Origin of the sequence: Thermithiobacillus plumbiphilus (assembly GCF_038070005.1) — a bacterium.
In the GTDB taxonomy this organism is placed as follows: domain Bacteria; phylum Pseudomonadota; class Gammaproteobacteria; order Acidithiobacillales; family Thermithiobacillaceae; genus JBBPCO01.
The window spans coordinates 101564-122419 of sequence record NZ_JBBPCO010000007.1 but is presented as its reverse complement, the minus strand read 5'-3'; the positions used below and the strand labels follow the sequence as shown (position 1 = coordinate 122419).

The following is a 20856-nucleotide window of genomic DNA, read 5'->3' as shown; positions in this document are numbered from 1 at the left end:
CAGCAGCGGATTGAAGTCAAAGAATTCCTGAAAAGAGAAACCCGCCCAGCCCAGGCATGCTTCCAGCCGGCCCCTGCCCCGCAGGATGATCCGTTTCTGGTTCGGAGACGCAGCCAGCGTTCCAGGACCTGCTGACGCACATCAGGATGGCAAACCTCAAAGGATTGCCATCCATGCGCCGGGTTTAGCTCGCGCCACCCGGGTCACGCTTCCGTTCGCCCAAGGGCGCAGCGGCAACGATCAACGGCTGGCTTCTAAAATGTTCATGGAAGGCCGGGAAAGCTCCCCGGTCGTCCGCCGCGACGAGAGCCTTATTTTTATCAGGATCGCTCTACATTTTCCAGCCTTGCTTTCAGCCCACAAGCCGAGGAGCAGGCCGGAAAAGCAGGGAAATGGGGGGTTCATGGTGAAAAGGGCCGCCCAGGACGACCCTTTCCGACCAAAGGCGGAGCAAGCCTCTCAGCCAGCACGCACCCGAGTGAAGATCCGGCGCAGGCTGGCATCCTGCCCGGCAATCACCAGGGTCTCGGTGGTGACGAGACCAGCGCCGGTGTGCACGCCAGAGAGAATGTCGCCACTGGTCAGACCACTGGCAACGAACAGGACGTCATCGCTGGACACGAGATCGTTGAGCCCCAGCCATTTGCCGGGCGTCAGGCCGGCTGCCCGCACGGCCTCGGCTTCGTCAGGCTTCTGGGGCGCGAGGCTGCCGAACATGTCGGCACCCAGGGCGCGGGCGGCGCAGGCAGTGATCACGCCTTCCGGCGTGCCGCCGATGCCCATCATGGCATCGACCTTGTCGCCCAGCGTGGCCATGATGCCGCCACTCACATCTCCGTCGGTCTGCAGGCGCACCATGGCGCCCGCGGCCTGGATCTCGGCGATCACCTGATCATGCCGGGGCTTCTTGAGGAGAAACACGACCAGTTCCGAGACATCCTTGCCCAGGGCGCGTGCCAGGGCGGCAAGCTTGTCCTTCATGGGCGCGGCGGGATCGATCTTGCCACGCGCGGCCGGCGGCACCACCAGCTTGTCCATGTAGAAAGCGGGACCCGGGCGGAACATCGCGCCCTTGGGGGCCGCCGCCAGCACGCAGATGGAGCCGGGCATGCCATTGGCGAGAAAGCTGGTGCCTTCCACCGGATCCACAGCGATGTCCACCTCCGGGCCCTGGCCGCTGCCGACTTCCTCGCCGTTGTACAGCATCGGCGCCTCGTCCTTCTCGCCTTCGCCGATCACCACCATGCCGCGCATCGGCACGGCCTGCATGGCGCTGCGCATGGCATCCACGGCGGCGCCATCGCCGGTTTCCTTCTGGCCACGGCCGATCCAGGCGCTGGCGCCGCGGGCCGCGGCCTCGGTGACGGTAACGAGGGGGAGCGTCAGATCACGAATACTGGACATGTCTTTTCCTTGAGGTTTGATGATTGAGCGGTCAGGTCCGGGCCTGCGTGCCAGTCATGGACTGCCACCGGATATTGTTGGGCAATCCTATCGTGCCGGCCTGTCGCAGACAAGCCGGACATGAGGGCACTCAACCCGGTGCCAGCCAGTCGCGCCACTCCGCAAGCAGCGCGGTGTCGAGACAGGCGAGCACGGACTGGCTGCGGAGCGCATCAAGACGCAGGGGATTGCCATCAAGGGCCTGCATGACGCCACCGGCTTCGGCAAGAATGAGGTTGCCAGCGGCGATATCCCAGAGTTTTTGACCACCATGCAGGTAGAAGTGGTAGCGACCGGCCGCCAGCCAGCACCATTCGATGACAGCCGAGCCAAAGCTGCGCTGGCTGTGGAAAGGCATTTCCGACACCAGGCGCTGGCGCATTGCCAGCGGCAGGCGCTTGAGGTCGATCACGCCGACGGCACGCTTCATCGGAACGGCGGCCCGGCCTTCCATGCGCTCATCATTCAGCCAGGCGCCCCTGCCCCGTTCGGCGAAGAACATCTCGTCCCGAACCGGATCATAGACCCAGCCCATATGCGCCTCTCCGGCCTGCAGCAGGGCCAGGGAGATGCCGAAGATCGGCAGGCTGGCGGCGAAGTTGCTCGTGCCATCCACCGGATCGAGTACCCAGATGGGCATTGTCCGGCTCTTCTCGAGCAGCTCGGCCTGCTCATCGGGCTCCATTTCCTCGCCCAGCAGGGGAATATCGGGATAGGCCTGGAAGAGGGCCTGTTGCAGAAAGGACTGGCAGTGCAGGTCGGCCTGGGTGACGATACTGCCATCCGCCTTGCGGGATGACCGGGTTTCGCTGTAATAGGGCATCACGCAGCCTGAAGCCGCCTGGCGCAGCAGGCCGGCAACAAACGCGGGGTCAGGAAGGGTAGCGATCATGAGGACGCGATCCGGTCAGGGGAAGAATTCTTGCATCGGTCTGCGGTACCGTTTTCGCCAGGGCATGCTCCAGACCATGGGCAAATTCCATGGGCAGGCGCTTGAGGGCAATTTCCGCTTCGGGCGAGTAGAGGTCAAAGAGGCAGTTCACCGGCTCTTCGAGGGAATCCCGCTCCTGGGGGCGGAAATCATGCCAGCTGCTGACGGTGAGCCGACCGCCGATGTAGTCGCAGAAAACCCACTCCTGTGGGTGCAGGATGGCCATGAGGCTGACATTGCGCAAGGGCACGAAGATGGGAGCCGGCTGCCGGGCCAGCAGCAGGTGCGCCTTGTTATAGATCCAGGAGGCCACATGGCCCTCACGACGCTCCCAGAGCGGTGGCCGGCGACACTCATCATCACGCATGTTCACTCCGCCATTTGATCGAGCAGCCCATGCTGGGCCATTGGGTTTCCGGCCCGCGGCCGGTGCGCGCCACCTGCAGCATGGCCTCAAAGAGGTCACGCGGGGCGTCCGGAGCGGTTTCCTTGCGGCTGGCATCGAGCCGGCCACGGTATTGAAGCTGATATTGTGCATTGAAGCCAAAGAAATCCGGCGTGCAGACCGCACCATAGGCCTTGGCGACCGATTGCGTTTCATCGAAGAGATAGGGGAAGGGATAGTCCTTTTCCCGGGCGCGCCGCGCCATGTTCTCGAAGCTGTCCTCGGGATAATCGGCGGGATCATTGGCGCTGATGGCCACGCTGGAAATGCCATGCTCCGCCAGCTCGCGGGCATCGCGGATGATGCGATCCTCGATGGCTTTCACGTAAGGGCAGTGATTGCAGATGAACATGACCAGCAGGCCGCGCTCCCCCATGCAATCAGCCAGCCGATAGCGCCGACCGTCCACGCCGGGCAGCTCGAATTCTGGCGCCTGCATGCCGATTTCTCCCGCCGGTGTAACCAGACTTACCATGTCTTATCCCTTCCCTTGCTGCATGCCTTGCGGAATCAATCCGCACTATGTCGATACCCCAAATCTATCCTCAAGCGGGAAAGGTCTCAAGGGATCAATGGTCTTTTGGTAGCAGACATGTGGTCTTTACTTGAAATCCGGGGTATGTGTTACATTGCACGGATGCGCGAAATCCGGATTCATACGCAAGCCCCGCTCGAACTTGGTGCCGAGACCGTGCTTGCGGTTTCGCCGAGCCGGCATCTGATCCGGGTGCTGCGTCAGGGTACCGGGGCCCGGGTGACACTCTTCAATGGCGACAACCGGGAGTATCTGGCCGAGATCACCCAGGCCGACCCGCAGGCGACCCGCCTGCGGGTACTGGAAGAGTGCGCGGTAAATCGCGAGTCCCCGCTTGCCGTGCACCTGCTGGCCGGGATTTCCAAGGGCGAACGGATGGATTTCACCGTGCAGAAGGCCGTGGAACTCGGGGTGGCCAGCATCCGGCCCGTTTTCTGTAGCGCGACCGTGGTGCGCCTGGATGCGGACAAGGCAGAGAAGCGGCGCCAGCACTGGCAGGATATCGCCATTGCCGCCTGCGAACAGTCCGGCCGCAACCGCGTGCCGATGGTGCTGCCCGCGCTGGATTTCGCCAGCGCACTGGCACAGGCCGAATGCGGTCTAAGACTGGTCCTGCACGGCGGCGCCTGCCAGGGACTACGTGATCTGGAGCATCCGCGAGGAACATCGGTCACATTACTCATCGGCCCGGAAGGTGGCCTGAGCGCAGCCGAGGTCCAGGCCGCCGCGGCGGCAGGGTTCACCGGCATCCGCCTGGGTCCGAGAATCCTGCGCACCGAAACCGCCGGCATGGCCGCGCTGGCGGCGGTGCAGACACTCTGGGGCGACTGGTAACAACATCCGAACAACCTATTTCAGGAAACTGCTCATGCCGTCAGCGTCTTTTCAGGTTCCGCATCTGACCACTGCCATGGTAGGGCCCCTGCATGCCCTGGAAGCCCGCATGCTGGAAAAGCAGGCCCAGATCGAGCACTGGTTTCGTTGTCAGTGGCAAGCCACACCGCCACCCTTTTATGCCTCGGTGGATCTGCGCAATGCCGGTTTCAAGCTGGCGCCGGTGGATACCAATCTGTTTCCGGCGGGCTTCAACAATCTGAACCCGGATTTCTATCCGCTTTGCGTGTCCGCCATCCAGAATTTCATCAACAGGCACAATCCGGGGCTCGAGCGCGTGCTGCTGATTCCGGAAAACCATACGCGCAACCTGTTTTATCTGGAGAATGTACTGCGCCTGAAGCGCCTGCTGGAGCTGGCGGGATTGCAGGTGCGCGTGGGCAGCCTGTCCCGAGATGTCCGGGAAAGCACCCGCTTTGATCTGCCCTCGGGCCAGCACCTGATGCAGGAGCCCTTGCAGCGTCAGGGTAATCGCATCGGCACGCCGGGCTTCGATCCGGAACTGTTACTGCTGAACAATGACCTGTCGGCGGGCCGGCCGGAGATCCTGGAAGGACTGGAACAGCCGATTTTTCCACCGCTGGTGGGTGGCTGGAGCACGCGGCGCAAGTCGATGCATTTCGCCCACTACCGGGCGGTCGCCAAGGAGCTTGCCAGCCTCCTCGAACTGGATGCCTGGTCGATCGATCCGGAATTTCGCAAATGCGACCAGATCGACTTCATGAAAAAAAGCGGTATGGACTGCCTGGTGCAGAACGTGAACGAGACGCTCGATGCCATTCGCGCCAAGTACGCGGAGCACGGGATCACGCGCGAGCCCTTCGTGGTGGTGAAGGCGGATGCCGGCACCTATGGCATGGGCATCATGATGGTCAAGGATGGCGAGGAGCTGCGCGACCTGAACCGCAAGGAACGCACCAAGATGGCCACGGTCAAGGAAGGCGCCCAGGTCAGCGACGTCTTCATTCAGGAAGGGGTGTTCACCTTCGAGACGGTCGACAACGCCGTGGCCGAACCCGTGGTCTACATGATCGACTCGCAGGTGGTGGGCGGCTTCTATCGGGTCCACACCGACCGCAGTGATGAGGAAAACCTCAACGCCCCCGGCATGCATTTCACGCCACTGGCCTTTGCCCAGAACTGCAACCTGCCGGACCCCGAGGGCCAGCCGGATGACTGCCCCAACCGCTTCTATGCCTATGGCGTGATCGCCCGCCTGGCCCTGGTGGCCGCCGCGCGCGAATTGGCCGAGATGCAGCGTACCCTGCCCTTCTGAGAACCCGCTATGAGATCCCTGAAAGTCGCCTTCCTGATGGACCCGATCACGGGCATCAATATCAAAAAGGACAGCACCTTCGCCATGCTGCTGGAAGCCCAGGCGCGTGGCCATGAATGCTTCTATCTGGAAATGGCGGATTTATCCGTGCGCGATGGCAGGACCCTGGGACGGCTGCGGCCGGTGCAGGTGCAAAGGGTGGAAGAGGCGCATTTCACGCTGGGAGAGGCGGAGCTGCGGCCACTGTCGGACATGGATGTGGTCCTGATGCGCAAGGACCCGCCCTTTGACATGGATTACATCTTTGCCACCTACCTGCTGGAACATGCCGGTACCTGGGTCGTCAACAACCCGGTCAGCCTGCGCAATGCCAACGAAAAGCTCTATGCCCTGCATTTCCCGGAACTGATGCCGGTCACCCGGGTCAGCCGGGATATCGGGCAGCTACGGGCCTTTCTGGAAGAGGAAGGCGAGATCGTCGTCAAGCCGCTCTATGGCCGCGGCGGCGAGGGCGTGTTCTACCTGCATGCCGGCGACCGCAATGTCGGCAGCATCCTGGAAACCGTGACCGGCGGCGGGGCGCATTACATCATGGCGCAACGCTACATTCCCGCCGTGCGCGAGGGCGACAAGCGCATCCTGATGGTCAATGGCGAACCCATGCCGGGCGGCATGCTGCGGGTGCCTGCCGCCAATGATTTCCGCGGCAACCTGGTCGCCGGCGCGACAGGCGTGGCCGCCGAACTCAGTGAGCGCGATCTGGAGATCTGCCGACGGGTGGGCCCGAGCCTGCGTGAGGCCGGGCTGATCTTTGTGGGCCTGGATGTGATCGGTGGATTTCTCACCGAGATCAACGTCACCAGCCCCACCGGCGTGCAGGAAATCGATCGCTTCTTTGGCCTGAATGTCTGCGCCAAACTCTTTGATGTCATCGAGGCAGGTATCCAGTAAGTTGATGAAAGGCTGGCCACTCGTACTCGTTTCACTGACTCTCGTCCTTGCTGTGCTGACAGGCTGTGCCAGAAAGTCCGTCCAGAGCCAGCAGTCCTTGGTGATGGGTACGCTGGCAAGCATCAGCGTCCATGCCCCCGACAATGCCCAGACGCAGGCGGCTCTGCAATCCGCTCTCAAAACTCTCGACACGCTGAACCAAACCTGGCACCCCTGGGAATCCGGCGCAGCACTCGCGCAGTTCAATGCCAGCATCCGGGGAGGAAACTGGGTGCCCGTGCCGGCGCAACTGCTGCCATTGCTGCGCACCGCGCTTCGTTATCACGCTGAAAGCCAGGGACTGTTCGACCCTGGCCTCGGCGCCCTGACCGCCCTCTGGGGATTCAAGGAGGCGCCGGACCCCGGCATTCAACATCCGCCGCCCAGCCTGTCTGCCATTGAGGAATTGCTCAAGAAGGGCGTGGGCATCGGGCATCTGCAGCTACGCCAGGATTCCAGCGGCGCCTGGATGGCGCGCTCGGACAGCCCGGCCCTGATTCTCGATTTCGGTGGCCTGGCCAAGGGATATGCCGTGGATGTGGTGATCGATGAGCTGGCCCGCTATGGCATCCATGATGCCGTGGTCAATCTGGGCGGGAATCTGCGGGTAGCCGGCAGCAAGGGGGGTGAGCCCTGGCGCATCGGCATCCGCGCACCACGCGGAGATGGGGTACTGGCCGCGCTCAGGACGGCCGAGAACATGAGCGTGCTGACTTCTGGCGACTATGAACGCTACTTCATCCATCGGGGTACCCGCTATCATCACATTCTGGACCCGCGCAGCGGTGCACCGGCGCGTGGCCTGATCTCGGTGACGGTGGTGACGCCAACCGGCCTGCGCGGCGAACTCGCCTCCAAGGCGCTTTTCATCGCCGGCCCGCGCGACTGGCCGCGCATGGCGAGCCGGCTCGGCATCGACAAGGCCCTGGTGGTCGAGGAAAACGGCCAGGTCTGGGTGACGCCGGCGATGAAGCCCCTGCTGGAGTTTGCGCCTGGCGTCAGGGCCCGGGTGCGCGCCCTGCCCTTGCCACCCACCGATTCAGGACAGGCCGCCTGATGACTGCCTGGAAATGGCTGCGTGAGGCCAGCACCCCCGCCGACCGCGTGCTGATCCTCATCCTGCTGCTGCTCCTGCCGGTGCTGCTGTGGATGAATCAGAGCCGCGCGGCGGGCAGGACGGTGCAGATCTTCGAAGGCAAGACGCTGATTGCCGAGCTGCCGCTGGATCAGGATCGACGGGTCACGGTCGAGGGACCGCTGGGGCCGACCCTGGTCGAGATCCATGACGGCCGGGCGCATGTGGTTTCCAGTCCCTGCTCGGGCAAGCAATGCATTCGCGCCGGCTGGCAGGAAAAGGCCCAGGACAGTGCCGCCTGCGTGCCCAACCATGTGCTGGTCCTGATTCCGGGTGAAGCTCCCGGGAACCAGAAACTCGATGCCATCGCCGAGTGAGGTGGACGGGGTACGCGCAATCAGTCGCGAGGACTGGCGCATTGCCAGCCTGACCGCGCTGGCGGTCTCCCTGCACATCGTCGAAAGCGCCCTGCCGCCACTGCTCCCCGGCCTGAAACCGGGGCTGGCGAACATCGTGGTCATCGTGACCCTGTGCCGTTACGGTTATCGGGATGCGGTCTGGGTCAGCCTGTTGCGGGTACTGGTGAGCGCGCTGCTGCTCGGGACCCTGTTCAGCCCGACCTTCTGGCTGAGCCTGGCCGGCGCCCTGGGCAGCCTGCTGATACTCTGGCCGGCCCGCTGGCTGCCGGGGCGCGGCTTCGGGCCCCTGGGGTTTTCCCTGCTGGCCGCGATGGCGCACATAGGCGCACAGTTTCTCATGGCCTATCTTGTATTCGTACAGCATGCAGGCGTGTTCTGGCTGCTGCCGCCCTTATTGGCCGCCAGCCTCATTTTCGGGACCTTCAACGGTTTGATCGCACATTGGATTCTGTTTCAGCTCGCCAGCCGCCCTTCGGGCCGGCCCTGATGTCCTGGCAAGCCATGTGCCAGGCGGGCGATCGCCTGTTTCCCTGGCTGCTGCTGTCGGCACTGCTGCATCTGATGCTGCTGCTGGGCGTGGGTTTCCGCCCGCATCCGGCACCCAAGCAGTTGCCGCCGCAACCGATTGAAGTGGAGCTTTCCCCTGCTCCCGTCCAGGGTCAATTGAAAGAATTTAGCGAACCCGGCGGCAAGATGGATGCCGCGCCTGAAGGCACCGAGCTGGCGCTGGACCTACCCAGCGGTCAGGAACGCTTTCTCACTGCGGATACCCGCAACAGCATTCATCAGCAGTATCTCGAAGTCTGGCGCCAGCAGGTGGAGCGCGTCGGTAACCTGAACTATCCATCCGAGGCGCGGGACCGGCACCTGCATGGCAGCCTGGTGCTGGACGTCAGCCTGCGCCCGGATGGCAGCCTGGCCGGCATTGCCATCTTGCGTTCGTCGGGAATACCGCTACTCGATGCTGCTGCTCGCCGTTTCGTGGAGATGGCGGCACCCTTTGACCCCTTCCCGCCGGAACTGAAAGGCGATACTGCGGTCCTGCATATCATCCGCACCCTGAATTTCCGCGCCGGCGAAGTGTACTGAGCAGATATTGGCCGGGCCGCACAAACGTGTTTCAATGAATTTCATAGTTGTCTGACCAGACAGGATTCTGCCCATGTCCTTTCCCTCGCTCAAGAACCAGTGCCTCATTGCCATGCCGGCGCTGGCCGCTCCGGACTTTCATCAGAGTGTCATATATATCTGCGAGCACAGCGCCGAGGGCGCCATGGGGCTCGTGGTCAACCGGGTGCTCGACCTGACCCTCGGCGACGTCTTCAGCCAGATCGGCCTGCCGGAAGGCCCCTTCAGCGTCAATATGCGCCCCGTTCACTGGGGTGGGCCGGTGCAGCCGGAACGTGGTTTCGTGCTGCACGCGCCAGTCGGGAACTGGAGTTCCTCCTTGCCGGTCAGCGATGAGATCGCGCTGAGCACTTCCAAGGACATCCTGGAGGCGCTTGCCAGCGGACATGGCGGGCCCGATCATTTTCTGCTCGCCCTGGGCTATGCCGGCTGGGATGCCGGACAACTGGAGGCCGAGCTCATGGAAAACAGCTGGCTCAATGTGCCCGCCACCGCGCAGCTCCTTTTCGACGAGGGCGTGGACCGGCGCTGGCACAGTGCCGCGAAATCCATCGGCGTGGATCTGTTGCTGCTGTCGGACGTGGCGGGACATGCCTGAACGCGTGCTGGCCTGAGGGGATGCTGCCGGACAGATTCAGACGCTTCATGGGCTTTGACTTTGGCCTGCGACGCATTGGGGTGGCCTTCGCCAGTCTGCCGGGCAACGGTGCGCAGGGCATCGCCACCGTGCGCAACGGGCCAAATGGCCTCGACTGGGATGCGCTCGATCGCCTCATGGCCGACTGGGAGCCCCATGCCCTGGTGATCGGTCTGCCCGTGAACATGGACGGCAGCCCCGGACCCATGACCCCGCGAGCCAAGCGCTTTGGCAATCGCCTGGCGGGACGATATCATCTGCAACCCTACTTCGTGGATGAGCGGCTCAGCAGTTTCGCCGCCGAAGAGGAACTGCGTGAGAGCGGCCTGCCTGCAGCCAAACGTGCTAAACTCCTCGACCAGACGGCCGCACGGATGATCCTGGACAGTTTTCTCGTGGAACAGGCAGGCAAGGGGGGAGCGGATGAGGGATGACATCGAGGCAGTACTTGATCAGATGGCGGAAAAACTGCGCTCTCGCCTGCCGGACGATGCCGCGATCATCGGCATCTATACCGGCGGGGTCTGGGTGGCCGAGGCCCTGCAGCGCCGGCTCGATCTGGAGACGGAAGCGGGCCAGGTGGACATTTCCTTTTACCGGGATGACTTCACCCGCATTGGCCTGCACCCCCAGGTGCGGGCCTCGCACATCCCCTTCGATGTCGACAACCGCCACATCCTGCTGGTGGATGACGTCCTGCATACCGGGCGCACTATCCGCGCCGCCCTGAACGAGATCTTCGATTATGGCCGCCCGGCACAGATCACCCTGGCGGTGCTGGTGGATCGCGATGGTCGCGAACTGCCCATCCAGGCGGATGTCGTCGGCATGTACCAACCCCTGCAATCTGGCGAACAGATCAAGCTGACCGGGCCCGAGCCCCTGCGTCTGGAGATCCGCCAACAGCAGGGCGCCGATAGCCCCGCATGAATCTTTTCATGTCCAACCGCCCTGGCGGCAACCCGCAGCTACGCCCGGATCGGCGTCTCGGGCACCTGCTCAGCATCGAGGGCCTGCCGGAACACCTGCTACTGGAGATTCTCAACACCGCCGAATCCTTCCTGCAGATCGGCGAGCGCGCCGTCAAGAAGACGCCCACCCTGCGCGGCAGGACCGTGGTCAACCTCTTTTTCGAGAACAGCACCCGCACCCGCACCACCTTTGAACTGGCGGCCAAGCGCCTGTCCGCCGACGTGCTCAACATCAATGTCGCCACCAGCAGCCGCAGCAAGGGCGAGTCCCTGCTCGACACCATCGACAACCTGATGGCCATGCATGTGGATGGCTTCGTGATCCGTCATCAGGACGCCGGCGCCAGCCATCTCGTGGCCCGCCACGTGGACCAGGATGCCTGGGTGATCAATGCCGGTGACGGTCGCCATGCCCACCCCACGCAAGGGTTGCTGGACGTTTTCACCATCCGCAGCTACAAGGGCCCGATCGAGAACCTGAAGGTGGCCATCGTCGGCGACATCCTGCACTCAAGAGTGGCGCGCTCGCAGATCCATGCCCTGGCCACTCTCGGCTGTCCGGATATTCGCGTGATAGCACCGAAAACCCTGCTGCCGGCCCAGGTCGAGCATCTTGGCGTACGGGTCTATCATGACCTGCGCGAGGGGCTGTATGGCGTGGATGTCATCACCATGCTGCGCCTGCAGAAAGAGCGCATGGAAGCGAGTCTCTTGCCGAGCTTCGCTGAATACTTTGCCGAATATGGCCTGAGCGAACGCAGCCTGGACTATGCCGACCCGGCTGCCATCGTGCTGCACCCAGGGCCCATGAACCGCGGCGTGGAGATCGACTCGGCGGTGGCCGACGGCCCGCGTGCCGTCATCCTGCCGCAGGTGACCCATGGCCTGGCGATCCGCATGGCCGTGCTAAGCCAGCTCGCGGGCGCGCGCGAACCACAACAGACCGGAAACCCGTCATAGCGCCATGAACAACAGGCCCATCTCTCGACGCATCATCAACGCACACCTGATCGATCCGGCCAGCGGCTTCGAGGGCCGCGAGGATCTTTTCATTGCCGCTGGGCTGATCGTCGGCCGTGGCGAGCCGCCGCAGGGCTTCCAGCCGGACGAGACCCTGGATGCCAGTGGGCTGGTGCTCTGTCCGGGACTGGTGGATCTGCGCGCGCGCCTGCGTGATCCGGGCGAGCCGCAACATGGCGATCTGCAAAGCGAACTGCGGGCAGCCGTGGCCGGTGGCATTACCAGCCTGGCCTGTCCGCCCGATACCGAGCCCGTGGCCGATGCAGCCAGCGTCATCCAGTATCAGCGCAGCCGCGCCGCAGAGCTGGGTCTGGCAAGACTTTACCCGCTGGGTGCCCTGACCCAGCAGCTCCAGGGCGAGCAGCTCGCCGAGATGGCCACCTTACGCGATGCCGGCGCCCTGGCGATGAGCAACGCTGATCATCCCATCCAGAACGCCCGGGTGCTGCGCAATGCCCTAGAATATGCCGCCAGCCTGAAAATCCCGGTGTTTCTCCACAGCGAGGATGCCACGCTCGGCAGGTGGGACATGCATGAGGGTGAGGTCAGCACCCGCCTGGGCCTGGCCGGACAGGCAACGGCCGCCGAAGTGATCGGCCTGATGCGGGACCTGAGCCTCATCGAGCTGACCGGCGCCCGCGTACACATCCAGCATCTGTCGAGTGCCGCCAGCCTGGAGCAATTCAGCCGGATGGGCAACAACCTGCCCCTCAGCGCCGACGTCAGCATCCACCACCTGCACCTGACGCATTACGACATCGGCTATTTCGACGTGCACGCCAAGACCTGCCCGCCCCTGCGCACGCATCGGGACCGTGACGCCCTGCGTAGCGCCCTGCGCGCCGGCACGCTCGCCGCCATCAGCAGCGATCACAGCCCCTGGCATGCGGACCTGAGCCGCGACACCTTCCACAGCGCGCCCTTTGGCATCAGCGGGCTCGATACCCTGCTGCCGCTGGTACTGCGTCTGGTGGATGAAGGCGTGCTGGATCTGAAGGATGCCCTGGCGCGGGTGACGACCGGCCCGGCGCGCATCCTGGGGATTTCCGCCGGCACCCTGGCCGTGGGCGCGCCGGCGGATCTTTGCCTGTTTGATCCCGAGGCGCGATTCGTCGTCGATCCCGAACGCTTCCTGTCGCGCGGCAAGAACAGCCCCTACGGCGGCTGGGAGCTGCGCGGCGTCGTGCGCCATACCTTCGTTGGCGGACGACAGGTATTTTGCCGGCCGGGCAGTTAGCCCTCACCGGGGTCCTCGCGCATGCCTATCCCTTCCCGCCCCGCCCCGACCCTCAGCGGGCCGCGCATCCAGGACCTGCAACGCCAGATCCAGACACTGCTGGCCGGGATTTCGGACGTCCCGCGCCTGGAGGCCGAACTGCTGCTGATGCAGGTACTACAAGTGGACCGGGGCTTTCTGCTGCGCGAGAGCGACCAGGCGGCAGCGCCAACAATCATTGCACGACTTGAGGAAATGATTGCCGAGCGGCTTGGTGGCCGCCCCCTGGCCTATCTTCTGGGCCACTGGGCCTTCTGGAACCTGGAGCTGGCTGTCAGCCCCGCCGTGCTCATCCCGCGTCCGGATACGGAAATTTTGGTCGAATCGGCACTTGAGCGGCTACCCCCAACTTTCAAGGGCAACATTCTCGATCTGGGCACCGGCAGTGGCGCCATTGCCCTGGCGCTGGCCCGCGAGCGCCCGCAGGCGAGGGTGTTTGCGGTGGAGCGCAGCGCCCGGGCCCTCGCAGTTGCACAAAACAATGGCCAGGCGCTTGGGCTAAGCGTGCGCTGGCTGCAGGGCGACTGGTTCGCGCCATTAGCAACTGATTTGCGTTTTGATCTGATCGTCAGCAACCCGCCCTATATCGCCGCCGACGACCCACACCTGAACGCGCTCCAGGATGAGCCCCTGGAAGCCCTGATCAGCGGCCCGGACGGTCTCGATGCCCTGCGGCATATCATCCGCACGGCCCCTGGCCATCTCGAGCCCGGCGGACATCTGCTGCTGGAGCATGGCTTCGAGCAGGGCCAGGCGGTGCGGGATCTGCTCACAAATACCGGCTATCAGCAGGTCCAGACACGCCTGGACCTGGGCGGGCGCGAGCGGGTCAGCGGCGGCCAAGTGCCACCCCAATAAAGGCCCTGCATGCCCGAACTACCTGAAGTCGAAACCACCCGCCGGGGGATCGAACCCCATCTGCTGGGGCACACCATTGCGGGTGCGATCGTGCGCAATCCCCGGCTACGCTGGCCGGTCCCCGAGGATCTCGACGCGAAGGTGCACGGCCAGCAGATACTGCAGGTGCGCCGGCGCGCCAAATATCTCATCATCGATCTGGAAAGTGGTTTCCTGCTGCTGCATCTGGGTATGTCCGGCAACCTGCGGGTAGTCCCGACCGATACTCCGCTCCGCCCGCATGATCATGTCGATCTGCTGCTCGACGATGGCTTTGTGCTGCGCCTGCATGATCCGCGCCGCTTCGGCGCCCTGCTCTGGTACCCGGCTGGCAGCGAGCCGAAGCTGCTGGCGGACATCGGTCCGGAGCCTCTGTCTCCGGCATTTGACGGCGCCTATCTCGCCGCACGCGCTCGAAACAAGCAGCAGGCCGTCAAGCAATTCATCATGGATGCCCGGGTGGTGGCCGGGGTGGGAAACATCTACGCCAACGAGGCGCTCTACCGGGCCGGAATCGATCCGGCGCGGGCAGCGGGCAGGATCAGCGGCGCGCGTCATGCGCGGCTGGCCCAGGCCATCAAGACCGTGCTGCAGGAAGCCATCGAGGCCGGCGGCACGACTTTACGTGATTTTTCCGCGCCCAGCGGCAAGCCGGGATATTTTGTTCTATCTTTGCAGGTATACGGACGCGAGGGAGCGCCCTGCGCGCTTTGCGGCAATGTCATCCGCCAAACCCGGATTGGACAGCGCAGCACCTTTCATTGCCCCAAGTGCCAGACATAAGGAAGTCCATGCAGCAACCCATTCTTGACCAACTGAATGCCTTCAATGGCTGGCGCGGGCAGGTTGCCGGCCTGATCCAGCAGCTCGAAGAACAGCTTGCCCTCACCGGCCTGCTACCGGGCAGCAGCCTGCTGCGTCTGGGCAATCTCGCCCATGCCATCGCCAATGACAGCGTCCGGGCCGCCTTTGTTGGTGAGTTTTCACGCGGCAAGTCGGAACTGATCAACGCGCTTTTCTTCAGCGAGTTCGGCGGCCGGCTGTTGCCTTCGAGTTCGGGCCAGACCACCATGTGTCCAGTGGAGATCCAGCATGCCGGGCTTGGCGTGCCGGGCCTGCGCCTGCTGCCCATTACCAGCCGCGCCCTGGATCACACCATTCAGGACCTCAAGCGCTCCCAGAGCATCTGGCGCAAATTGCCGCTTTTGCTGGACCAGCCGGCGCAGCGCAATGCAGCACTCAAGCAGCTCACCGACACGAGCTGCGTGGCCCTGGAAGAGGCACGTAAGATCGGGCTGTGTCCGCCGCTGAACCAGACACCCAGGAATCGCCAGCACAGCATCTGCCCCTCCTGCGGTCTGGGCAAGGTACAGATCCCGCGCTGGCGTCATGCCATCATCAATCTGCCCCATCCCATTCTCGCCGCCGGACTGAACATCCTCGACACGCCGGGCCTCAACGCCATTGGCGCGGAACCGGAACTGACCCTGTCCATGCTCATGGAGGCCAATGCGGTCATCTTCATCCTCAGCGCGGACACCGGCGTCACGCACTCGGATCTGGATATCTGGGAAAATTACATCGCCAGCAACCCGCGCCAGAATCATCTGGTGGTGCTCAACAAGATCGATACGCTCTGGGACGAACTGAAAGCCCCGGCCGAGATCGAGCGAGAGATCGCGGTACAAGTGGCCCGCACGGCCGAGCGGCTCGGGATCGACGCACGGCAGGTCATCGCCGTGTCCGCCCAGAAGGCCCTGATCGGGCGCGTGAAGAATCAGGCCGCACTGATCGAGCAAAGCCGCATCGAGGCCCTGGAAGACGCCATTGCCCGGCAATTGATCCCGGCTCGGCGCGAGCGCATCTGTCATGAAGTGCGCGATACCCTGGGCCGGCTGCTGTCAGAGCATCAGGTGCTGCTCAAGGGTCAGATCCATGAGCTGGAACAGAACCTTGCTTCCCTGACGGATCTGAAAAGCAATGGCGAAAGCAAGGTGCCGGCCCTGCTGGCCCAGCATCAGCGGGCCATCAGCCGCTTCGAGGATGAGCGCAGCCGCTTTGAAAAGAAGAAACGCGAGTTGCTGGAACAGGCAGGCAGCCAGCTTTTCGCGCCCCTGGATCCAGTGGGGCTGGACCTGATCATCAGCAATGCCAAGAACGAGATGCTCAGTGCCTGGACCACGGCGGGCATACAGGAGCGGCTACGGCGCTTTTTCACCGAAGCCATGGACCGATTTGATCTGGCCCTGAACGGGGTCGAGCGCCTGAGTTCACTCATGCTGGCCTGTTACAGCGACCTGGAGCAGCGCCATGGCCTGAGCCACCTGGATGCGCTGCCCTATGCCATCCTGCCGCGTCGGGCGGAACTGCAGGAAATGGCCGAGCAATACGAGCGCTTCGGCAAGCGTCTGGAGATCGCGGTGAACACCCAGAGCACCGTGGTGCGCAAGGCCTTCCTGACCGTGGCCCAGCGGACCCGCGACTTTGTGGCAGAGACCCTGGTGCAGGCGCGCACCTGGGTAGATGAGGCGATCACGATCATGGAAAGCCAGATGGAGCGTCATATGCAGCGCATCCAGCAACAGGTGCAGACCCTGCAGGACATCGAGCAGGTGCTCGACAACCTGGACACCCGGATCACGCAGGTCAGGGCCGAGATCGCGGAACGGCAGGCGCAGCAACAACGCAGCAAGCAGATTTATCTGTCGCTCAAGGCCTTGCTGGAAGATCAGGAACGGACCGAAGCGGTGCGCACCTCGGCCTGATTGCGATCAGGCCTGGCCGGTGAGCGTCAGGAATTTCTGCTGCAGGGTTTCCTTGCTCTCCTCGTGCTCGGGATTGGTCAGGATGCACTCCACCGGGCAGACATCCACGCACTGAGGCGTATCATAGTGGCCAACGCACTCGGTGCAGAGACCGGGATCGATGACGTAGTATTCCTCGCCTTGCGAAATGGCCCCGTTGGGGCATTCCGGCTCGCAGACATCACAATTGATACATTCATCGGTGATCATGAGGGCCATGGGCTTCCCCTTCTTTAATTGAATCGGAAAACGGGCATCGCCATGATGCAATACCCGATAGCTTACAACAGCTGCACTGGCCGATCAGCTGCTTCCTGATAATGACGGCTCAGGGCTCTGGCGACCTGCGGGTGCACGAAAGGGCTGACGTCCCCACCCAGGCGGCTGATCTCGCGCACCAGGCTGGAAGACAGAAAGGTATTGTGATCGCTGGTCATCAGAAACAGGGTTTCGATCTGCGCGTCCATGCGGCGGTTGATGGAGGCGAGCTGGAACTCATGCTCATAGTCGGAGATCGCCCGCAGACCGCGCAGGATGATGCGCGCCTGCTGGGCGTGAACAAAATTGACCAGCAGGCCGTGAAAGGGCAGCACCCGCACGTTGGGCAGGTCTTCCAGCACCCCCTTGACGAGCGCGACGCGCTGCTCCAGCGGAAAGACCGCGGATTTGCCGGTATCCGCCGCAACACCGACCACCACTTCCGTAAAAAGCTTGGCGCCACGGCGAACCAGATCCTCATGACCATTGGTAATGGGATCGAATGTACCCGGATACAGGACGCGTTCCATCTCAGACCTCCTCTCCAGACACCTGTCCGGGAGTTTCTGCCTCGCGTGCATAGAGATTATAACTCACGCCACCACTGATCCGCTCGCGCATCACCCGCCAGTTCGCCGGCAGGGTGGCAGGCAGGCCGGGAGCCGCAGCCGACTCGACCTCGCCATAGATCAAGGCCGCTCCGGCCAGCCAGCCGCCCGCTTCGAGCAGCTGCGCCACGCGCGGCACCCAGCCCTGGCCATAGGGCGGGTCCAGGAAGACGATATCAAAGGGGCTGGGGCTGCTCCTGAGATAGGCCAGGGCATCCACGGCATGAACAGTCGCGCCCGGCAGGCCACAAAGCGCCACGTTTTCCCGCAATATCGCCAGATGGGCCCGATCCCGCTCCACCAGCGCCGCCTCGCGCGCGCCGCGTGAGAGCGCCTCCAGCCCGAGCGCGCCACTGCCGGCAAAGAGATCCAATATCCGGGCACCGGGCAGATAGGGCGCCAGCCAGTTGAAAAGCGTTTCCCGCACCCGGTCCGGCGTGGGGCGCAGCCCAGTACCGGTGGGCGTTTTCAGGCGCCGCCCCCGGCACTGTCCGGCGATGATGCGCAAGCTCATCGGGCAGGCGTGAAGTCCGGTCCCGGTGGCTCGCTGCCGACGGCAACCACGGCCATACGCGCCGGATTCAGGTGCTGATCCATGGCGCGCCGGATCTCATCGGCCCTCACCTGTTCCACCCGCTGCTGGAAGGTGTCCAGATAATTCAGCGGCAACCCGTAAAAACCGATCAGACTCAGATATTCCAGAATCTTGGCGTTGGAATCAATGCGCAAGGGAAAACTGCCGGTGAGATTGTCCTTGGCCGCCTTGAGTTCCTGGGGAGTCGGGCCGGTCTTGGTATAACGCTCGATGCTGTCACGCATCACCGTCAGAGCGGCAGCAGCCTGCTTCGTGGAAGTCTGGAGCCCGGCCTGGAAGGGGCCCTGCTGCTGCAGGGGCATGAAATAGCTGTACACGCTATAGGAAAGGCCACGTTTCTCGCGCACCTCCTCCATCAGGCGCGAACTGAATCCACCGCCGCCCAGCGTGTAGTTGCCGACCAGCAACGGAAAATAATCCGGGCTCAGGCGCCGCATCGCGGGTTCACCCATGTAGATGGTGGTCTGGTTGACCGGCATGTGGACAAAGAGCTTTGTCGGCGCATTCAGGCGCGGCGCGGCTGGCAGTGGCGCCGGCGCGCTGCCTTGGGGCAATTGCCCGACGACCTGACGCACCCAGGCCTCGGCCTGCGGGCGGCTCAGGTCGCCGACCAGGGCCACCACCGCATTGGCGCCGACGAAGTACTGCTTATAGAAGTCGAGCAGATGCTGGCGCTGGAAACGCGGCACGCTGTCGCGGGTTCCAGAAGTCGGGTGCGCATAGGGGTGCTCGCCATAGGCGGCCTTGAAGAAAGCCTTGGACGCCACAGTGCCCGGGTCCTCGTCCTCCATGGCGATACCGGCCAGGGTGCGCTGTTTCTCGCGGGCGATGGCGTCCTCCGGGAAGTCCGGTCGGGTCAGCATGAGCGCGGCCAGCTCACCGACCTGCTGGCGCAATTGCGGATCACTGAGGGTCTTTACTTGAATGCCGGCCTGGTCGCGATCAGCAAAGGTGCTGACCTGTCCGCCAGTGCGATCAAGCTGTTCGCCGAGCTGATCCACATTCAGGCCACCGGCGCCTTCTTCGAGCAGACCTGCCGTGAAGGCCGCGAGGCCTGGCAACTGCTCGGGGTCCCGCGCCGAACCGGCATCAAAGGTCACGCGCAGGGTCGCCATCGGGATCTCGTGGCTCTCGACGAAGAGCACTTTGGCGCCATTTTCGAGCTGCCAGGTCTGGATGTCGACCGCCAGGGCCGGCAAGGGGACGAGCAGGAACAGAAAACCGAGCAGTTTAATGCGCATGGGCGGGTGCTCCCTGGGTATTCGCTTGCGGGTTGACCGGCGGCAAGGGATCGAGTTCGGCCACCGTGCGATTGCTGTCCACCAGGTACTTGCGCGCGACCGCCTGCACCTGGGCGGGGGTCACGGCGCGGATGGCCGGCACATACTGCTCGTACTGGCGCCAGTCCAGGCCCACCGTCTCATAGGTGCCCAGCTGCATGGCCTGATAGAAACCGGAATCGCGGCTGAAGGTTTCGCCGGCGGCCAATTGCGCCTTGACCTTCTCCAGTTCCGCCGGGTTCACCGGCTGTTCCTGCAGCTTGCGGATCTCTGCCTCCAGGGCCTTGCGCAGATCGGCATTGCTTTTGCCGTTCGCCGGCGTGCCACCGAGATAGAAAAGGCCCGGATCACGGCTGACCAGCTCGTATCCGGCTTCCACGCCACTCGCCACCTGGCTGCCACGCACCAGATTCTGATCCAGGCGGGCGCTCTTGCCCGAGGACAGGAGCCCCGCCAGCACCTCCAGCGCATAGGCCTCCTCGTTGGGGCCCTTGCGGGTCAGGCGTGGCACATGGTAACCCATCAGCAGATAGGGAATCTGGGCCGGGGCCCGCACCTTCACCAGCCGCTCCCCTGCCTGCTCGGGCTCGGGCCGCGGCTTGATTTCCGGGAGCGTGGACGGCTTGATGGGCCCGTAATACTTTTCCGCCAGGGCCTTGACCGCCTGCGGTTGCACGTCGCCCACCACCACCAGGGTGGCATTGTTGGGACTGTAGAAGCGCTGATACCAGGGGCGCAGGTCGCTGACCTTGAGGCTGTCGAGATCGCCCATCCAGCCGATCACCGGATGATGGTAACCACTGGCGACGAAGGCGGTTGCCATGAGCATCTCGTCGGTACGCGCCCGCGGCTGGTTCTCGGTACGCATGCGGCGCTCCTCCTTGACGACTTCCACTTCCTTCCTGAAATCCTCCTCGCGCAACAGCAGGTTCTTCATGCGGTCGGACTCGAGCGCGAAGCTGATGGGGAGCCGGTCGGCGGAGAGCTGCTGAAAATAGGCGGTGTAATCGCGGCTGGTAAAGGCATTGTCGCGCCCGCCCTGTTCGGCAATGATGCGGGAAAAGCGGCCCGGCGGGGTCTTGGGCGTGCCCTTGAACATCATGTGCTCAAGCACGTGCGAGATGCCCGTATAGCCGCTGCTCTCGTAGCTGGAGCCCACCTTGTACCAGATCTGCGAAGTCACCACTGGCGCGCGATGATCCGGTTTGACCAGCACTTTCAGGCCATTGGGCAGCTGAAATTCCGTGACCGGATCGGCCAGGGCCAGCGCGCCGGAACAGGCCCAGAGGACCAGCCCGACCGCCACGCTTGATTTTTTTCTTGATTGGATCATAGTGATTCCCGCACTCCAAATCCGACCAGCCGGAAAGGCGG

24 protein-coding genes are annotated in these 20856 nt (G+C 63.6%); 15 read left to right on the top strand and 9 right to left on the bottom strand.

The window, feature by feature from the left end; all coding sequences use genetic code 11:
• Window positions 1–459: 459 nt before the first annotated feature.
• The 4 genes from glpX to WOB96_RS08445 form a co-directional block, all read right to left on the bottom strand.
• Window positions 460–1404 carry a class II fructose-bisphosphatase gene (gene glpX, locus WOB96_RS08460; protein ID WP_341370858.1) on the bottom strand — a complete coding sequence of 315 codons (945 nt, stop codon included), beginning with the start codon at window positions 1402–1404 and terminating at the stop codon, window positions 460–462.
• Window positions 1405–1534: 130 nt separating this feature from the next.
• Window positions 1535–2335 carry an inositol monophosphatase family protein gene (locus tag WOB96_RS08455; protein WP_341370857.1) on the bottom strand — a complete coding sequence of 267 codons (801 nt, stop codon included), beginning with the start codon at window positions 2333–2335 and terminating at the stop codon, window positions 1535–1537.
• Entirely contained in the window at window positions 2316–2741 is a 426-nt protein-coding gene (locus tag WOB96_RS08450; protein WP_341370856.1) for a hypothetical protein, read from the bottom strand. The genes WOB96_RS08455 and WOB96_RS08450 overlap by 20 nt, the downstream gene beginning before the upstream one ends.
• Window positions 2734–3294: a thioredoxin family protein gene (locus WOB96_RS08445; RefSeq protein WP_341370855.1), complete on the bottom strand. Its 561-nt coding sequence runs from the start codon at window positions 3292–3294 to the stop codon at window positions 2734–2736. The genes WOB96_RS08450 and WOB96_RS08445 overlap by 8 nt, the downstream gene beginning before the upstream one ends.
• A gap of 144 nt (window positions 3295–3438) precedes the next feature.
• On the opposite strand from WOB96_RS08445, the gene WOB96_RS08440 reads away from it, so the two are divergent.
• From WOB96_RS08440 to WOB96_RS08370, 15 genes are all read left to right on the top strand, one after another.
• Complete coding sequence (locus WOB96_RS08440) at window positions 3439–4188, top strand: 16S rRNA (uracil(1498)-N(3))-methyltransferase (RefSeq protein WP_341370854.1); 750 nt, start codon at window positions 3439–3441, stop codon at window positions 4186–4188.
• 34 nt (window positions 4189–4222) lie between these two features.
• Window positions 4223–5524, top strand: a complete 1302-nt coding sequence (gene gshA / locus WOB96_RS08435) for a glutamate--cysteine ligase (protein WP_341370853.1) — start codon at window positions 4223–4225, stop codon at window positions 5522–5524.
• Between the two features lie 9 nt (window positions 5525–5533).
• Window positions 5534–6475, top strand: coding sequence for a glutathione synthase (gene gshB / locus WOB96_RS08430; protein WP_341370852.1), 942 nt, complete (start codon window positions 5534–5536; stop codon window positions 6473–6475).
• 103 nt (window positions 6476–6578) lie between these two features.
• The gene (locus tag WOB96_RS08425) at window positions 6579–7571 is read left to right on the top strand and encodes an FAD:protein FMN transferase (RefSeq protein ID WP_341370851.1); all 993 of its coding nucleotides are present in this window, start codon (window positions 6579–6581) and stop codon (window positions 7569–7571) included.
• Window positions 7571–7966: a NusG domain II-containing protein gene (locus WOB96_RS08420; RefSeq protein ID WP_341370850.1), complete on the top strand. Its 396-nt coding sequence runs from the start codon at window positions 7571–7573 to the stop codon at window positions 7964–7966. Before WOB96_RS08425 ends, WOB96_RS08420 begins: the two co-directional genes overlap by 1 nt.
• Window positions 7950–8495, top strand: coding sequence for a Gx transporter family protein (locus WOB96_RS08415; RefSeq protein WP_341370849.1), 546 nt, complete (start codon window positions 7950–7952; stop codon window positions 8493–8495). The genes WOB96_RS08420 and WOB96_RS08415 overlap by 17 nt, the downstream gene beginning before the upstream one ends.
• Window positions 8450–9097 carry an energy transducer TonB gene (locus WOB96_RS08410; RefSeq protein WP_341370848.1) on the top strand — a complete coding sequence of 216 codons (648 nt, stop codon included), beginning with the start codon at window positions 8450–8452 and terminating at the stop codon, window positions 9095–9097. The genes WOB96_RS08415 and WOB96_RS08410 overlap by 46 nt, the downstream gene beginning before the upstream one ends.
• A 73-nt stretch (window positions 9098–9170) precedes the next feature.
• Entirely contained in the window at window positions 9171–9734 is a 564-nt protein-coding gene (locus tag WOB96_RS08405) for a YqgE/AlgH family protein (protein WP_341370847.1), read from the top strand.
• A gap of 47 nt (window positions 9735–9781) precedes the next feature.
• Entirely contained in the window at window positions 9782–10207 is a 426-nt protein-coding gene (gene ruvX, locus WOB96_RS08400) for a Holliday junction resolvase RuvX (RefSeq protein WP_341370846.1), read from the top strand.
• Window positions 10197–10703 carry a bifunctional pyr operon transcriptional regulator/uracil phosphoribosyltransferase PyrR gene (gene pyrR / locus WOB96_RS08395; RefSeq protein ID WP_341370845.1) on the top strand — a complete coding sequence of 169 codons (507 nt, stop codon included), beginning with the start codon at window positions 10197–10199 and terminating at the stop codon, window positions 10701–10703. The genes ruvX and pyrR overlap by 11 nt, the downstream gene beginning before the upstream one ends.
• An 8-nt stretch (window positions 10704–10711) precedes the next feature.
• On the top strand, window positions 10712–11704 hold the full coding sequence (locus tag WOB96_RS08390; protein WP_341370844.1) for an aspartate carbamoyltransferase catalytic subunit: 993 nt from the start codon (window positions 10712–10714) through the stop codon (window positions 11702–11704).
• 4 nt (window positions 11705–11708) lie between these two features.
• Complete coding sequence (locus WOB96_RS08385) at window positions 11709–13001, top strand: dihydroorotase (protein WP_341370843.1); 1293 nt, start codon at window positions 11709–11711, stop codon at window positions 12999–13001.
• 21 nt (window positions 13002–13022) lie between these two features.
• A complete protein-coding gene (prmC, locus tag WOB96_RS08380; RefSeq protein WP_341370842.1) occupies window positions 13023–13898 on the top strand; it encodes a peptide chain release factor N(5)-glutamine methyltransferase in 876 nt (291 codons plus the stop codon).
• Between the two features lie 9 nt (window positions 13899–13907).
• Entirely contained in the window at window positions 13908–14720 is an 813-nt protein-coding gene (gene mutM / locus WOB96_RS08375; protein WP_341370841.1) for a bifunctional DNA-formamidopyrimidine glycosylase/DNA-(apurinic or apyrimidinic site) lyase, read from the top strand.
• 8 nt (window positions 14721–14728) lie between these two features.
• Complete coding sequence (locus tag WOB96_RS08370) at window positions 14729–16702, top strand: dynamin family protein (protein ID WP_341370840.1); 1974 nt, start codon at window positions 14729–14731, stop codon at window positions 16700–16702.
• A 6-nt stretch (window positions 16703–16708) separates the two neighbouring features.
• Here WOB96_RS08370 and WOB96_RS08365 read toward each other — a convergent pair whose 3' ends face one another.
• The 5 genes from WOB96_RS08365 to WOB96_RS08345 form a co-directional block, all read right to left on the bottom strand.
• Entirely contained in the window at window positions 16709–16960 is a 252-nt protein-coding gene (locus WOB96_RS08365; RefSeq protein ID WP_341370839.1) for a YfhL family 4Fe-4S dicluster ferredoxin, read from the bottom strand.
• A gap of 62 nt (window positions 16961–17022) precedes the next feature.
• Window positions 17023–17529, bottom strand: coding sequence for a pantetheine-phosphate adenylyltransferase (coaD, locus tag WOB96_RS08360; RefSeq protein ID WP_341370838.1), 507 nt, complete (start codon window positions 17527–17529; stop codon window positions 17023–17025).
• Window position 17530: 1 nt separating this feature from the next.
• A complete protein-coding gene (gene rsmD / locus WOB96_RS08355; protein WP_341370837.1) occupies window positions 17531–18121 on the bottom strand; it encodes a 16S rRNA (guanine(966)-N(2))-methyltransferase RsmD in 591 nt (196 codons plus the stop codon).
• Window positions 18118–19443 carry a M16 family metallopeptidase gene (locus WOB96_RS08350; protein ID WP_341370836.1) on the bottom strand — a complete coding sequence of 442 codons (1326 nt, stop codon included), beginning with the start codon at window positions 19441–19443 and terminating at the stop codon, window positions 18118–18120. Before WOB96_RS08350 ends, rsmD begins: the two co-directional genes overlap by 4 nt.
• Window positions 19433–20788, bottom strand: a complete 1356-nt coding sequence (locus WOB96_RS08345) for a M16 family metallopeptidase (protein WP_341370835.1) — start codon at window positions 20786–20788, stop codon at window positions 19433–19435. The genes WOB96_RS08350 and WOB96_RS08345 overlap by 11 nt, the downstream gene beginning before the upstream one ends.
• Window positions 20789–20856 lie beyond the last annotated feature (68 nt).

Excerpts from the sequence above, each read along its gene's own strand:
- glpX (WP_341370858.1), bottom strand. The coding sequence starts at position 1,404 with ATGTCCAGTATTCGTGATCTGACGCTCCCCCTCGTTACCGTCACCGAG.
- WOB96_RS08455 (WP_341370857.1), bottom strand. The coding sequence starts at position 2,335 with ATGATCGCTACCCTTCCTGACCCCGCGTTTGTTGCCGGCCTGCTGCGC.
- WOB96_RS08450 (WP_341370856.1), bottom strand. The coding sequence starts at position 2,741 with ATGCGTGATGATGAGTGTCGCCGGCCACCGCTCTGGGAGCGTCGTGAG.
- WOB96_RS08445 (WP_341370855.1), bottom strand. The coding sequence starts at position 3,294 with ATGGTAAGTCTGGTTACACCGGCGGGAGAAATCGGCATGCAGGCGCCA.
- WOB96_RS08440 (WP_341370854.1), top strand. The coding sequence starts at position 3,439 with ATGTGTTACATTGCACGGATGCGCGAAATCCGGATTCATACGCAAGCC.
- gshA (WP_341370853.1), top strand. The coding sequence starts at position 4,223 with ATGCCGTCAGCGTCTTTTCAGGTTCCGCATCTGACCACTGCCATGGTA.
- gshB (WP_341370852.1), top strand. The coding sequence starts at position 5,534 with ATGAGATCCCTGAAAGTCGCCTTCCTGATGGACCCGATCACGGGCATC.
- WOB96_RS08425 (WP_341370851.1), top strand. The coding sequence starts at position 6,579 with ATGGGTACGCTGGCAAGCATCAGCGTCCATGCCCCCGACAATGCCCAG.
- WOB96_RS08420 (WP_341370850.1), top strand. The coding sequence starts at position 7,571 with ATGACTGCCTGGAAATGGCTGCGTGAGGCCAGCACCCCCGCCGACCGC.
- WOB96_RS08415 (WP_341370849.1), top strand. The coding sequence starts at position 7,950 with ATGCCATCGCCGAGTGAGGTGGACGGGGTACGCGCAATCAGTCGCGAG.
- WOB96_RS08405 (WP_341370847.1), top strand. The coding sequence starts at position 9,171 with ATGTCCTTTCCCTCGCTCAAGAACCAGTGCCTCATTGCCATGCCGGCG.
- ruvX (WP_341370846.1), top strand. The coding sequence starts at position 9,782 with ATGGGCTTTGACTTTGGCCTGCGACGCATTGGGGTGGCCTTCGCCAGT.
- pyrR (WP_341370845.1), top strand. The coding sequence starts at position 10,197 with ATGAGGGATGACATCGAGGCAGTACTTGATCAGATGGCGGAAAAACTG.
- WOB96_RS08390 (WP_341370844.1), top strand. The coding sequence starts at position 10,712 with ATGTCCAACCGCCCTGGCGGCAACCCGCAGCTACGCCCGGATCGGCGT.
- WOB96_RS08385 (WP_341370843.1), top strand. The coding sequence starts at position 11,709 with ATGAACAACAGGCCCATCTCTCGACGCATCATCAACGCACACCTGATC.
- prmC (WP_341370842.1), top strand. The coding sequence starts at position 13,023 with ATGCCTATCCCTTCCCGCCCCGCCCCGACCCTCAGCGGGCCGCGCATC.
- mutM (WP_341370841.1), top strand. The coding sequence starts at position 13,908 with ATGCCCGAACTACCTGAAGTCGAAACCACCCGCCGGGGGATCGAACCC.
- WOB96_RS08370 (WP_341370840.1), top strand. The coding sequence starts at position 14,729 with ATGCAGCAACCCATTCTTGACCAACTGAATGCCTTCAATGGCTGGCGC.
- WOB96_RS08365 (WP_341370839.1), bottom strand. The coding sequence starts at position 16,960 with ATGGCCCTCATGATCACCGATGAATGTATCAATTGTGATGTCTGCGAG.
- coaD (WP_341370838.1), bottom strand. The coding sequence starts at position 17,529 with ATGGAACGCGTCCTGTATCCGGGTACATTCGATCCCATTACCAATGGT.
- rsmD (WP_341370837.1), bottom strand. The coding sequence starts at position 18,121 with ATGAGCTTGCGCATCATCGCCGGACAGTGCCGGGGGCGGCGCCTGAAA.
- WOB96_RS08350 (WP_341370836.1), bottom strand. The coding sequence starts at position 19,443 with ATGCGCATTAAACTGCTCGGTTTTCTGTTCCTGCTCGTCCCCTTGCCG.